Origin of the sequence: Micromonospora sp. NPDC005553, from assembly GCF_042871765.1 — a bacterium.
Lineage (GTDB): Bacteria > Actinomycetota > Actinomycetes > Mycobacteriales > Micromonosporaceae > Micromonospora.
Map to the genome: position 1 here is coordinate 25219 of NZ_JBIAJD010000006.1, position 12296 is coordinate 37514.

A 12296-nucleotide genomic window follows, 5' to 3' on the forward strand; every position below is an offset into this window, starting at 1 on the left:
CGCCAACCCCGTCGATCTTGCACTTCCGGATGCCGTGATGCGCCTTCTGGTGCGTCCTGTCCGGACAGAAAGTGCAAACTCGGCGGGGTTTTGGCTGGTCTAGACCCGCCACGTCCAGGCGTCGGCGATGCGGGTGGGCGGGCCGTAGAGCTGCTCCAGGGTTGCTCGCAGAGCGTCCGCGTGGGGGGCGTCGTCGGTGAGCGCCACACAGGAGGCGCCCCAGAAGTCCGCGTCGCGCACGGCCTGGCGGCGCTGCTCGTCGCCGATGGCCGGTTGGTCGCCGCGGCGGGCGACATCCGCCAGTAGCGCGGAGGTGGGCTGCTTGAAGGTGCCCATCGCCGCGGTGCCACCCCTCCCGTACGGGCCGATGAAGAAGCCTTCCGGCAGCCCGAAACCCGCGTCGGCGGCGGTCGCCCAGCGCATCGGCCAGGGCTCCTTCGGAGTGGGCAGTGGCACCGGGACCAGCACCCCGCCCGGCGGTACGCACTGCCGCCAGTGGCCGCCGGTGATGAATTCCGGCACGGCGGGTCGCCCTGCGGTCGGCAGGGGGGTCGGGAAGATCGGCAGCAGCGCCGCGCCGACGGCCAGCGGCACCAGCCGCCGCGCCCGGCCGGAGCTGCGCAGGGCCCGGTCGACCGCGAGCACCAGCAGCGTGGCGACGATCGGCAGCAACGCCAGCGCGAACCGCATCGGCAACGCCCCGTCCACCACCGGCAGCCCTCCGACCAGGGCGTACGGGCCGGGGACCGCCGTCCTGGTGCCGCCGAGCACCACCTCCGGGCCGAGCGAGAGCGCGCCCATCACCAGGCCCGCCACGACGCAGGCGAAGACCAGCCGGCGCCGCCCGGCCCAGATCGCGCAGACCGCGGCGACCAGCAGCAGTGGCCAGCCGAGGAACGTGTTGTACTCGGCGGGCCCGGTCGTCAGCCGGGCGGATTCGTCGGTGCCGGCCACCGACAGTGGGGAGAGCGCCCACCAGCTGCTCAGGTCGGCGGAGAAGTAGGCAGGGGTGAACATCCCGTCGGCGACTCCCTGCGGCCCGGCGAACTGGAACCACAGCGGATAGCCGAGCACCAGCAGGGCGAGCCCGGCGGCGATCGCCAACCCGCCGGCGAACCCGGGAAGAGCTCGGCGGGCCAGGTCCCGGTCCGCCACGGCGTAGCTGATCGTCATCGCCAGCAGCGTGATCGCGGCGAGGAAGAGCACCTCCTCGCCGATGAAGACCTGCGCGCTGACCGCGCCGGCCAGCCCCGCGGCAGAGGTGAACAGTCGCCGACGGTCCGGCCCGGTGGCCCGGGTACGGCCGGCTTCTTCGGGGGTGCCGGGCCCCGGGTCGGCCGCCCGCAGCAGCCGGACCACCAGCCAGACGATCACCGGCACCAGCCACTGGGCGGTCATGTGCAGGTGGCTGTTGGTCTGCGACACCATGCCGGGTCCGAATCCGCACAGCCCGCCGCCGAGTGCGGCGGCCAGCCGGCGGACGCGCAGCGTCCGGTGGAACAGCAGGTACCAGGCGAGTGCGGTGCCGGCGAGGTTGCCGGCGGCGATCAGCGCGAAGGTGACCGGCGCGCCCAGCAGCAGGGTGACCGGCGCGAAGAGGACGCCGAGGGCGATCACTGTGGTGTTGGCCATCAGGTTCACACCGTCGGGAGCGTTGAGCCGGTCGGTGAGCAGGTCGAAGTCGCCGAGCAGCGCGCGGGCATCCACCGCCAGGAACCACTCGTAGAGGGTCTGGTCCGCCGGGTTGAGCGCCAGGATGCGCCCGCCCGGGTCGGGCCACAGCCCGTGGGTGAGCCAGCCGGCCAGCGCCGCGAAGAGCAGAGCGGCCAGCAGATCCGCTCGGTGGCGGCGGACGGCGGCCAGCGGCCTGGTGGCCCGGGGTCGGCGGTTGGCCCGATCGGCGAGGCGGAATGCCTGCTCAGGGGCGGCGTCGGGGGCCGTGGGGGCTGCGCTGCTCACGGCATCGACCCTAATGTGGCCAGGCCGGCGGGGTACGCCGGGTCGCCGTAGACCGGCTACGGTGACACTGCATCAGGCGTGTCGGCGCGCCGGTGCCACTCGCCCGGGTGGTGGAAAGGCAGACACGGCCGCCTTAAAAGCGGCTGCCGAAAGGCATGCGGGTTCGACCCCCGCCCCGGGCACCGGTCGGCTCGGACGCATTCTCATTCGTGATCTCCAGGACTTGGCTCTGCCGTTTACTCTTGGAGGGCACGTTCACGTGCAAACGACCCCCTGAGGGAGGCCAGACAGTGAAGACCTCGAACCCGGTGCTCGCCCGGCTCGGCCAAGCGGCCGAGCGGGAGCGCTCCGCCGGGTACGCCCCGGCCGGGCCGTACGGACAGCCCGGCATTCCCCAGCAGTACCCGTCCCAGGCCGACTACCCGGCCGCGCCACCCACTGTGGCGCCGATGACCGTCGACGACGTGGTCGTCAAGACGGTCGCTCTGCTCGGCATTCTCGGCATCACCGCCGCGGCCGCCTGGGTGCTCGTTCCCGACGCGCTGGTCGGTACCGCCTGGATCGGCGCGGCGGTCGTCGGCCTGGTGCTCGGCTTGATCATTTCGTTCTCCCGGATGGCCAACCCGGCGCTCGTGATCGCGTACGCGGTCGTCGAGGGTGTCTTCGTCGGCATGGTCAGCAAGGCGTTCGAGACGGCCTACTCCGGCATCGTGCTCCAGGCCGCCGCAGCCAGCTTCGGCATCTTCTTCCTGATGGCGATGCTCTACAAGGCGAAGGTCATCCGGGCCACCCCGGCCTTCGTCAAGGGCATGATCGCCGTGATGGTCGGCCTCTTCGCGGTCATGATGATCAACCTGGTGCTGGCGCTGTTCGGCGTCAACACCGGTCTGCGCGACGGCAGCCCGCTCGCCATCGGCTTCAGCCTGGTCTGCATCGTGGTCGCCTCGCTGAGCTTCGTGCTCAGCTTCAAGGAGATCGAGGACGGCGTCCGGATGGGCTTGCCCCAGCGCTACTCCTGGGTGGCCGCGTTCGGCATCCTGGTCAGCCTGGTCTGGCTCTACATCGAGATCCTGCGCCTGCTGAGCTACTTCCAGGGCGACGACTGACCTCGTCCGCACTGCCGACCGGCGCCCGTCCCCACTCCGGTGAGGGCGGGCGCCGTCGTCCGCGCCGTTTGCCCGCCGCCGCCGGTCCGCCCGGGGCAGAGTGACTTCGGGGGGTACGCGGGCTAAGGAGGCGGCGGTGCGCAGCAACAACCCGGTGCTCAACCGGCTGGACGAAACCGGCCGGGTGGAGGCCCGGGTGCTCGGCGCCCGTGACGTCGAGCCGATGACCGTCGACGACGTGGTGGTTCGTACCGTCGGGTTGCTGCTGGTGACCGGCGCGGCCGCGGCGGTGTCCTGGGCGGTGATCCCCGACGCGGTGTGGCTGGGCGCAGCGCTGGCCGGCAGCGCGCTCGCCTCGATCGCGCTGGTCCTGGTCATCTCGTTGCGGAGGATCACCAACCCGGTGCCGATCGTCGGCTACGCCATCCTCCAGGGGCTGCTGCTGGGGGTGGCGAGCCGCACCTTCGAGCAGGTCTATCCGGGCATCGTGGTCCAGGCGGTGGCGGGTACCTTCGGTGTCTTCCTCGGCATGGCGGCGCTCTACCGGGCCCGGGTGATCCGGGCGACGCCCCGCCTGGCCCGCCTGGTGATCGGCACTCTGCTCGGCATCGCCGTGCTCAGCGTGGTCAACCTGGTGTCGTACCTGATCACCGGGCGGTCGGGCCTGGCGGTCTACAGCGTCAGCGGGCAGGTCGGCTGGCTGCCGTACGCCTTCTCGGTGGTGGCCATCATCGCCGGGGCGTTCAGCTTCATTCTCGACTTCGACCTCGTCGAGCGTTCGGTGCGGGACGGCCGAGCCCGTCGGTACGCGTGGCTGAGCGCGTTCGGCCTGCTCACCGGGTTGGTCTTCCTGTACTGGCAGTTGCTGCGGCTGCTCAGTTATCTGCGCCGCTGACCGGCCCGACCCGGACGCGGCCGGTGCGGCCGTAGACTCGGCGGTGATGAGCGCAGCGGAGTTGGACAAGGCCGTGCAGTTGCTGGTCCGTCAGATCGCGCACTGGCAGCAGCCCCGGTGGGCGGCCGTCGCGACCGCCGGCAACGTGTCCCGCGCCGACCTGGTGCACCGTCTGGTGCAGGAGGTCGCCAACCTGGCCGCCGACGCCGAGGGGGAGCCCCGTCGAGTGGTGCCCCGGCTCGACAACGACCTGGCCCTGCCCGATCAGTTGCGGGTGGTCACGGCGGACCTGCTGGCCGCCCACCCGGGGCCCGAGGCGCTGGCGCGGGCCGCCGCCGAGGTGACGGCGACCCGCAGCGCGCTCTGAGGGCAGCTCGGCTCAGCTGAGCCGTTCCAGCACCATGGCCATGCCCTGGCCACCGCCCACGCACATGGTCTCCAGACCGATGGTCTTGTCGTGCCACTCCAGTGCGTTGAGCAGGGTGCCGGTGATGCGGGCGCCGGTCATGCCGAACGGGTGGCCGACCGCGATGGCCCCGCCCATCACGTTCAGCTTCTCCTCCGGGATGCCCAGCTCGCGGTAGGAGGGGATGACCTGCGCGGCGAACGCCTCGTTGATCTCGACGAGGTCGACGTCGTCGATGGTCATGCCGGCTCGGCGCAGCGCCTGCCGGGACGCCTCGACCGGCCCGAGACCCATGATCTCCGGCGACAGGGCTGTCACGCCGGTCGAGACGATCCGGGCCAGCGGGGTGAGCCCGAGTTCCTCGGCCCGCTGGGCGCTCATCACCACCACTGCGGCGGCGCCGTCGTTGAGCGGGCAGCAGTTGCCGGCGGTGATCCGCCCGTCCGGGCGGAACACCGGCTTCAGGCCGCCGACCGCGTCGAGGGTGACGCCGGCCCGGGGCCCGTCGTCGGTGCTCACCACTGTGCCGTCCGGCGTGGTGACCGGGGTGATCTCCCGGGCCCAGAAACCGTCGGTGATGGCCTTCTCGGCGAGGTTCTGGCTGCGTACGCCGAACTCGTCCATGTCGGCGCGGGTGACGTCGTACACCTGGGCCAGGTTCTCCGCGGTCTGCCCCATGGACAGGTAGATGTCGGGCAGCTCGCCGGCCTCACGCGGGTCGGTCCACACCTCGGCGTCGCCCTGCGCGCGGCGCTTCGAGCGCTCAGCCGCCGTCCCGAAGCGGGGGTTCTCCCAGCGGCCGCCGACCACTGCCTGCGCCTCGGGCGGCAGCCCGTCGGAGCTGCCCCGGGCGTAGCGGGAAACGATCTCCACCCCGGCGGAGACGAACACGTCGCCCTCGCCGGCCCGGATGGCGTGCATCGCCATCCGGGTGGTCTGCAACGAGGAGGCGCAGTAGCGGGTCAGCGTGGCGCCGGGGACAGTGTCCAGACCGAGGAGGGTGGACACCACCCGGGCCATGTTGAAGCCCTGCTCGCCGCCGGGCAGGCCGCACCCGAGGTAGAGGTCGTCGATCGTGGTCGGATCGAGCGCGGGGATCTTGTCCAGCGCGGCCTGGACGATGGTCGCGGCGAGGTCGTCGGAGCGGACGTCGCGCAGGGAACCCTTGTGCGCCCGCCCAATGGGGGAGCGGGCGGTGGCGACGATGACGGCGTCGCGGGACGACTCAATCGGCATGGACCAACGTTAACCCGCCGGTAACATGGCGCGGAAGAAGCGGACGCGGCGGGAAATGTCACCCTGGCCGGGGCGATCTAGCGCCGGGTCGTGGCCGCCGCCGCGGCGACGATGGCGGGCAGCAGCGCGTGCGCCCACACCCGGTAGCCGTCGGCGGAGGGGTGGAAGCCGTCCTGGCAGAGCGTCCCGGCGTCGGCCCGGAACACCGGCCCGGTCTCGGTGGCCAGGTCGACCACCGAGCCGCCCGCCTCCAGCACGGCAGTGGTCTGCGCGCGGGCCACCCGACGCCCGGACCAGCCGACCACCTGGCGCAGCGGAGGCGCGATGGCACGCACGGCCCCGAGGTCGGGGCAGGTGCCCACCACCACCTCGACGCGCGCCTCGCGCAGGCGGTGCACCGCGGCGCCGAGATAGGCCGCCGCGTCGGAGGGCCGGCGTAGCCCGGTGGCGTCGTTCGCGCCGATCAGGATCAACGCCACGTCGGGCCGCTCGCCGAGCAGGGCCCGGGCCACCTGGGTGGCGAGGTCCGTCGAGCGGGACCCGGAGACGCCGACGCTGGACAGGTGCACCCGGCGGCCGGCCGGGCCCTCGGCGAGCAGGTTGGCCAACTGCCCGCCGATGGTGTCCTCCAGACGGTCGACACCCACGCCCAGTGCCGACGAGTCGCCCAGCAACACCAGCCGCAGCGGGGCAGCGCCCGCCCGGCCGATCGTGGCGCGCAGGGCAAGGCCGAGCTCCGGTTCGGCGTAGCGTCGGTGCCGGGCGATGAACGCCTCACCTGCGAGGACGGCGGCGCCCCCGACAGTGCCGGCGAACAGCGAGATCGCCGCCGCCCGGCCCAGTCGGCCGGCGACGCCGGAGGTCACGCTCCGCGCGCTGCGCTCGTTCATGCCAGTCCCTCCACTGTCGAGGTGTCCGAGGCGGACCCGTGCTGCGGCACCGCGCCGACACCGAAGAACGCCCGTCGGCGCAGCTGCGCCCACCGGCCGGCCGGCCCCCGATCGCGGCCTCGCACCTGGACGCCGCTGACCTCCGTGCCGGCGTGTCGGGCCGCCTCCTGCGCGGCCCTCGGCAGGGACCGTACGCCGTCCCCGAGCATCGGTGTGGCCCGTCGTTCCGGGGTCGCGCCGAGGGCGGAGAGCATCGTCGGCAGGAGCGCGGCGGCGGCCATCGCGTACCCCTCGGCGGAAGGATGGAACCGGTCCCAGGCGAACATCCGGGTCGGCTCGGCCGCGAACCGGGGGCCGAGCAGATCACCGAGGGAGACCGTCCGCCCGCCCGCCTCGACCACGGCCACCGTCTGGGCGGCCGCGAGCTGGCGGCTCCAGCGGTGAGCCAGCCAGCGCAGAGGCGGCTGGATCGGGCGGATCGCGCCCAGGTCGGGGCAGGTGCCGACGACCACCTCGCACCCCGCGTCACGCAGGGTGTGCACCGCCTCGACCAGGTAGCGCACCGCCAGGCCGCGCGGGGTGCGGTTGGTGATGTCGTTGCCGCCGATGAGGATCACCGCGATGTCGGGTCGGCACTCCAGCGCCGCCTCCACCTGGTGGCGCAGCGCCGCCGAGATGGCGCCGACCACCGCGAAGCGGTGCAGCTGCACCGGCCGGTGCAGCCGACGGGACAGGCCGGTGGCGAGCAGCGCCCCGGGTGTCTCGCGACGGCGGTGCACCCCGTAGCCGGCCGCCGACGAGTCACCGAGCACGACCATGGTGAGCGCCGGGCCGGGGAACTTCGCGCCGTACATCCCGTCGCAGCGGGGCGGCGGCGCCTCGGCCATCGGGATGGTCCGTCGCGCCTGGCGGGCCTGGCCGACCAGCACCCCGCCGGTCGCCACCACGGCCGCCGCGGTGGCGCCCGTCCCGATGGCCGCCAGCAGGGCGACGCGCCTGGCCTGCCGCCAGCGCTCATCGGGTACGACGAAACCTGCCACCCCCATATCTCGACATTATCGCGCTGGCCCGACACACCGCTGTCGTCGTGACGGCACCCGGGTGCCTGGAAACCGACGCGACGGGGTATCTGGGTTCCAGAGGCCGGCCGACTTGCGCCGACCCGCCACGCTGATCCGGCGGAGAGGAGCGCGACGATGGGTAAGACACTGAAGCGCAGCGCGGCGTTCACGGCCCTGGCGCGGGCCCTGGCGGCCGGGGCGCGCAACGGGCCGTCGATCGGCACGCGGTTGGCAGCGCTGCCCCGGATGATCAGGGCCACCACCAAGGGGGAGTACGACGGCGGCCTTCGGCTGGCCCTGATGACCGCGGCGACGGCGTACATCGTCTCGCCGATCGACCTGCTCCCGGAGATCCCGCTGGCGATCTTCGGGCTGGCCGACGACGCGGTGATGGTCACCTGGTTGGCTGGCAGCGTGCTCGCCGAGACCGACCGGTTCCTCGAGTGGGAGGCCCGCCGCAGCTCGGTCATCCCCGGGGGGTTGGTGCCCTGACGACACGTACGCTGGGCGGTGAGCAATCGTCTTCCCGGTCGCCCACCGCCGGCGCCGCAACGAAGGGCACACCGTGCAGTACTACGACAACGTCGTCGACATGATCGGAAACACCCCGCTGGTGCGTCTGCGTAACGTCACCGAGGGCATCCAGGCCACAGTGCTGGCCAAGGTGGAGTACGTCAACCCGGGCGGCTCGGTGAAGGACCGGATCGCGCTGCGGATGGTGGAGGACGCCGAGGCCGCCGGCCTGCTCAAGCCCGGTGGCACCATCGTCGAGCCGACCAGCGGCAACACCGGTGTCGGGTTGGCCCTGGTGGCCCAGCTCAAGGGCTACAAGTGCGTCTTCGTCTGCCCCGACAAGGTCAGCCAGGACAAGCAGGACGTGCTCCGGGCATACGGCGCCGAGGTGGTGGTCTGCCCGACCGCCGTCGCGCCGGAGGACCCGCGCTCGTACTACAACGTCTCGGACCGGCTGACCCGGGAGATCCCCGGCGCCTGGAAGCCCAACCAGTACAGCAACCCGGCCAACCCGCGCTCGCACTACGAGACGACCGGCCCGGAGCTGTGGAAGCAGACCGACGGCGAACTCACCCACTTCGTGACCGGCGTCGGCACCGGCGGCACCATCTCCGGCATCGGCAGGTACCTCAAGGAGGCGTCCGAGGGTCGGGTGCGCGTCATCGGGGCCGACCCGGAGGGCTCGGTCTACTCCGGCGGCACCGGCCGTCCGTACCTGGTGGAGGGCGTCGGCGAGGACTTCTGGCCGGAGACCTACGACCGGGGTGTCGCCGACGAGATCGTGGAGGTCTCCGACAAGGCGTCCTTCGAGATGACCCGGCGACTGGCCCGCGAGGAGGGGCTGCTGGTCGGCGGCTCCTGCGGCATGGCGGTGGTCGCCGCCCTGGAGGTCGCCCGCCGGGCCGGCCCGGACGACGTGGTGGTGGTGCTGCTGCCCGACGGCGGTCGCGGCTACCTCTCCAAGATCTTCAACGACTCGTGGATGGCCCGGTACGGCTTCCTCGACAACTCGGGCGCAGAGCCGACGGTGGCCGCCGCGCTGGCCAGCAAGCCGGGCGGGCTGCCCGAGCTGGTGCACGTGCACCCGACCGAGACCGTCCGCGACGCGATCGACTACATGCGCGAGTACGGCGTCTCGCAGCTGCCGGTGCTCAAGGCCGAGCCGCCCGTGGTGACCGGTGAGGTCGCCGGCTCGATCGCCGAGCGGGACCTGCTCGACGCGCTGTTCACCGGCCAGGCCCACCTGCACGACACGATCGAGCGGCACATGGGCGACCCACTGCCGATGATCGGCGGTGGTCAGCCGGTGAGCGAGGCGGTGGGCATGTTGGAGAAGTCCGACGCCGCGCTGGTCCTGGTCGACGGCAAGCCCAAGGGCGTCCTGACCCGCCAAGACCTCCTGTCCCACCTGGGAGCCCACTAATCCCCGGGCCCCCCGGGCCCCATGACCCGCAACCCCTCCACGCTCGCGTCGATCATGGACTTGTGGTGGTACACAAACAGGGCTTCCGTGCCCAAAGCGGCCACCACAACTCCATGATCGACGCCGAAGGGGGTGGGGTGGGTTAGAGGGGGCGGGTGTAGCGGATCTGGGGCGTTAGGGCGTTGCCGATGTGTTCCGCACGCTCCGCGCCGGTGGGGGTCCAGCCGCCGCGTTCGTAGAAGGAACGGGCGTGGGCGTTGTCCCGCAGCACCCAGAGCACGGCACGACGCCAGCCCTGCGCCCGCATGGCGTCCAGGGCGTCCACCATCAGGGTGCGGCCGACGCCGCGGCCCTGCTCGGCGGGGTCGAGGTGGATCGCGTTGAGCAGCCCCGTCGCGGGGTCGTCCTCGTCGTCCGGGCCCAGGTGGCTGAACCCGACCAGCGCCCCGGCCCGCTCGGCCACTGTCATCCGGTGGGTGTCCCGCTCCCAGATCCACCGCTCGACCCAGTACCGCCCCATCGCCTCCGGTGTCGGGTCGGCCAGTGCCTCGGCCGGCACGAAGGCGGAGTACGCGGCGACCCGGGAGCGCTGGTGCAGGGCACCCACCGCCATCAGGTCGCCTTCGGTCGCGGGGCGGAGCGTGACGGTCACCCGGCCGAGGCTACCCGGCGGGGCGGAACCTGCACCGTGGTCAGATCCTCGGCGATGATCAGTTCGCCGTCGAAGTGCGCGCGCGCCTCGTCGTGGAACCGGCGCGGGTCGGGGTAGCGCTGGGAGAAATGGGTGAGCACGAGCCGGCGTACCCCGGACTCGGTCGCCACCCGGGCGGCCTGCGCCGCGGTCAGGTGACCGACCTCGGCGGCGAGCGCGGCCTCCGACTCCAGGAACGTCGACTCGATGACCAGCAGGTCGGCGTGCTCGGCGAGGGCGTACACCCCGTCGCAGAGGCCGGTGTCCATCACGAACGCGAACCGCTGCCCCGGCCGGGGCACGCCCACGTCGGCCCGGGTGACGCGGCGTCCGTCGAGGTCCAGGTGCCCGACGCGGATCAGCTCGCCGACGGCCGGCCCGGCGATGCCGTACGCGGCCAGCTTCTCCGGCAGCATCCGGTGCCCGTCCGGCTCCACCAGCCGGTAACCGTACGTCTCGATGGGGTGCCGGAGCCGGCGTGCCTCCAGCGTGCCGCAGCGCAGGTCGATCCGCTGCCCGTCCGCCTCGATGGGCTCGACCCGCAGCTCGGCGGTCTCGTAGAACGAGGTGGCATACCGCAGTCGGGCGAAGTATTCGGCGCCGCCGGCGGGAAAGTGCACGGCGACCGGGTGGGCCACCCGGTCCAGGGAGAGCCGCTGGATGGTGCCGGGCAGGCCCAGGCAGTGGTCGCCGTGGAAGTGGGTGACGCAGATCCGGGTCAGGTCGGTGGCCGTGACGGTGGTGTGCAGGAGCTGGCGCTGGCTGCCCTCACCCGGGTCGAAGAGGATCACCTCGTCGTCCCACCGCAACACGTACCCGTTGTGGTTGCGCTGACGGGTCGGCGCCTGGCTGGCCGTCCCCAGCACCACCAGCTCGCGCATGGACATCGCCACTCCTGCGGATATGGAGCGACCCCCGGGGCGCTCCGCGCATGTGCGCGGGCCGGCTGGACTTGGCCGGCACCCCGGGGGTCGGGTGGCTGTCGTGGATTCGCCGCACCGCTGCCACACGGTCTCGACGATGGTGCTTTTGCCCGCCTCGCGGCAGACCGATCACTGTCGAGGACAGCGGCTAGCTGACAGCCACCTCACGAGTCCGATTGCTATACAAGTCTGGACCACCTCCCTTCACGTGTACGGCCACGTTATCGAGTTCTCGTCGGGCTCGGCAACGGATTTCGATCACAGGGCCGAACGGGAATGCCCGAGCACCTCCGGGGGTGGCCGAACGGCGGTGGCTCAGGTGGCGAAGGTCGGGTCGGCGTACCCCATCGCCCTCGTCTTCGCCGCAGTGAATCGGCTGCCGGCCCGACCCGCTGCGACTCCTCTTCATCGAGGTGGCGGGCGATGGGCTCCAGGAACACGTCCACGCCGCACGGGTCGCAACGGGTTGGAGCCGCACAGCCGTCGGGGCGCGGCGAGCGCCGCGCCCCGGCAGGGTGGTGCGTCGTGGTCAGCTGCCGACACGGGCCACGCCGACCGGGCAGCTCAGCCCGTTCGGGCCGTGGTTGCAGTACCCGTTCGGGTTCTTGGTCGGCGCCAGGTACTGCTGGTGGTAGTCCTCGGCGTAGTAGTAGCTGCCGAGCGGGGCGATCTCAGTGGTGATCGCACCCTTGCCGGCCCGCGTCACGATCGGCTGGAACGCGTCGCGGGACGACTCCGCGATGGTCCGCTGCTCGTCGGTGGTCGTGTAGATCGCCGAACGGTACTGGGTGCCCACGTCGTTGCCCTGGCGCATGCCCTGGGTCGGGTCGTGGTTCTCCCAGAAGACCTTCAGCAGATCCTCGTAGTTGATTTTGCTGGGGTCGTACACCACCTGGACGACCTCGGCGTGCCCGGTCCGGCCGGAACACGTCTCCTCGTACGTCGGGTTCTTGGTGATGCCACCCGCGTAGCCGGCGGAGGTGGTGTAGACGCCGGGCAGCGTCCAGAACAGCCGTTCGGCACCCCAGAAACAGCCCATGCCGAAGACCGCGACCTGGAGGCCCTCAGGGAACGGGCCCTGCAACGGGGTGCCCAGCACCTCGTGGCGGTCGGCGACCGGCATGGCGATCGGACGGCCCGGCAGGGCCTGGTCGGGCGAGACCATATCGGCGTTCATACGGCGCAAAAACACG

11 protein-coding genes, 1 tRNA gene and 1 pseudogene are annotated in these 12296 nt (G+C 72.1%); 6 read left to right on the forward strand and 7 right to left on the reverse strand.

Annotated elements, in window-relative coordinates; genetic code table 11:
* Nucleotides 1–99 precede the first annotated feature (99 nt).
* Complete coding sequence (locus tag ACFYPG_RS24090) at nucleotides 100–1959, reverse strand: hypothetical protein (protein ID WP_387353962.1); 1860 nt, start codon at nucleotides 1957–1959, stop codon at nucleotides 100–102.
* 101 nt (nucleotides 1960–2060) lie between these two features.
* Here ACFYPG_RS24090 and ACFYPG_RS24095 point away from each other — a divergent pair.
* The 4 genes from ACFYPG_RS24095 to ACFYPG_RS24110 all read left to right on the forward strand — a co-directional run bounded on the left by ACFYPG_RS24095 (nucleotide 2061) and on the right by ACFYPG_RS24110 (nucleotide 4327).
* A tRNA-Leu gene (locus tag ACFYPG_RS24095) sits at nucleotides 2061–2141 on the forward strand.
* Nucleotides 2142–2249: 108 nt separating this feature from the next.
* Nucleotides 2250–3065, forward strand: a complete 816-nt coding sequence (locus tag ACFYPG_RS24100; RefSeq protein WP_387353963.1) for a Bax inhibitor-1/YccA family protein — start codon at nucleotides 2250–2252, stop codon at nucleotides 3063–3065.
* Nucleotides 3066–3201: 136 nt separating this feature from the next.
* Nucleotides 3202–3960 carry a Bax inhibitor-1/YccA family protein gene (locus ACFYPG_RS24105; protein ID WP_355005641.1) on the forward strand — a complete coding sequence of 253 codons (759 nt, stop codon included), beginning with the start codon at nucleotides 3202–3204 and terminating at the stop codon, nucleotides 3958–3960.
* A gap of 46 nt (nucleotides 3961–4006) precedes the next feature.
* Nucleotides 4007–4327: a hypothetical protein gene (locus ACFYPG_RS24110; protein WP_355005640.1), complete on the forward strand. Its 321-nt coding sequence runs from the start codon at nucleotides 4007–4009 to the stop codon at nucleotides 4325–4327.
* 12 nt (nucleotides 4328–4339) lie between these two features.
* Here ACFYPG_RS24110 and ACFYPG_RS24115 read toward each other — a convergent pair whose 3' ends face one another.
* From ACFYPG_RS24115 to ACFYPG_RS24125, 3 genes and pseudogenes are all read right to left on the reverse strand, one after another.
* Nucleotides 4340–5602, reverse strand: a complete 1263-nt coding sequence (locus ACFYPG_RS24115; RefSeq protein WP_355005639.1) for an acetyl-CoA C-acetyltransferase — start codon at nucleotides 5600–5602, stop codon at nucleotides 4340–4342.
* A gap of 77 nt (nucleotides 5603–5679) precedes the next feature.
* A complete protein-coding gene (locus ACFYPG_RS24120; RefSeq protein ID WP_355005638.1) occupies nucleotides 5680–6492 on the reverse strand; it encodes an SGNH/GDSL hydrolase family protein in 813 nt (270 codons plus the stop codon).
* Nucleotides 6478–7538: pseudogene (locus tag ACFYPG_RS24125) on the reverse strand (SGNH/GDSL hydrolase family protein); the annotation flags it as partial. The pseudogene ACFYPG_RS24125 and the gene ACFYPG_RS24120, both read right to left, overlap by 15 nt.
* Nucleotides 7539–7688: 150 nt before the next feature.
* Here ACFYPG_RS24125 and ACFYPG_RS24130 point away from each other — a divergent pair.
* Both ACFYPG_RS24130 and ACFYPG_RS24135 read left to right on the forward strand, forming a co-directional pair.
* On the forward strand, nucleotides 7689–8045 hold the full coding sequence (locus tag ACFYPG_RS24130; RefSeq protein ID WP_112582466.1) for a YkvA family protein: 357 nt from the start codon (nucleotides 7689–7691) through the stop codon (nucleotides 8043–8045).
* Between the two features lie 73 nt (nucleotides 8046–8118).
* Entirely contained in the window at nucleotides 8119–9489 is a 1371-nt protein-coding gene (locus ACFYPG_RS24135) for a cystathionine beta-synthase (protein ID WP_387353964.1), read from the forward strand.
* 142 nt (nucleotides 9490–9631) lie between these two features.
* Here ACFYPG_RS24135 and ACFYPG_RS24140 read toward each other — a convergent pair whose 3' ends face one another.
* The 3 genes from ACFYPG_RS24140 to msrA all read right to left on the reverse strand — a co-directional run bounded on the left by ACFYPG_RS24140 (nucleotide 9632) and on the right by msrA (nucleotide 12295).
* Complete coding sequence (locus ACFYPG_RS24140; protein ID WP_357222529.1) at nucleotides 9632–10141, reverse strand: GNAT family N-acetyltransferase; 510 nt, start codon at nucleotides 10139–10141, stop codon at nucleotides 9632–9634.
* Nucleotides 10138–11067 carry a ribonuclease Z gene (locus tag ACFYPG_RS24145; protein ID WP_387353965.1) on the reverse strand — a complete coding sequence of 310 codons (930 nt, stop codon included), beginning with the start codon at nucleotides 11065–11067 and terminating at the stop codon, nucleotides 10138–10140. Before ACFYPG_RS24145 ends, ACFYPG_RS24140 begins: the two co-directional genes overlap by 4 nt.
* 565 nt (nucleotides 11068–11632) lie before the next feature.
* Nucleotides 11633–12295 carry a peptide-methionine (S)-S-oxide reductase MsrA gene (gene msrA / locus ACFYPG_RS24150; protein WP_387353966.1) on the reverse strand — a complete coding sequence of 221 codons (663 nt, stop codon included), beginning with the start codon at nucleotides 12293–12295 and terminating at the stop codon, nucleotides 11633–11635.
* Between the last annotated feature and the right edge of the window lies 1 nt (nucleotide 12296).

Bases quoted from the DNA above. Each gene is read 5' to 3' on its own strand.
- ACFYPG_RS24130 (WP_112582466.1), top strand. From the start codon at position 7,689: ATGGGTAAGACACTGAAGCGCAGCGCGGCGTTCACGGCCCTGGCGCGG.
- ACFYPG_RS24115 (WP_355005639.1), bottom strand. From the start codon at position 5,602: ATGCCGATTGAGTCGTCCCGCGACGCCGTCATCGTCGCCACCGCCCGC.
- ACFYPG_RS24110 (WP_355005640.1), top strand. From the start codon at position 4,007: ATGAGCGCAGCGGAGTTGGACAAGGCCGTGCAGTTGCTGGTCCGTCAG.
- ACFYPG_RS24120 (WP_355005638.1), bottom strand. From the start codon at position 6,492: ATGAACGAGCGCAGCGCGCGGAGCGTGACCTCCGGCGTCGCCGGCCGA.
- ACFYPG_RS24145 (WP_387353965.1), bottom strand. From the start codon at position 11,067: ATGTCCATGCGCGAGCTGGTGGTGCTGGGGACGGCCAGCCAGGCGCCG.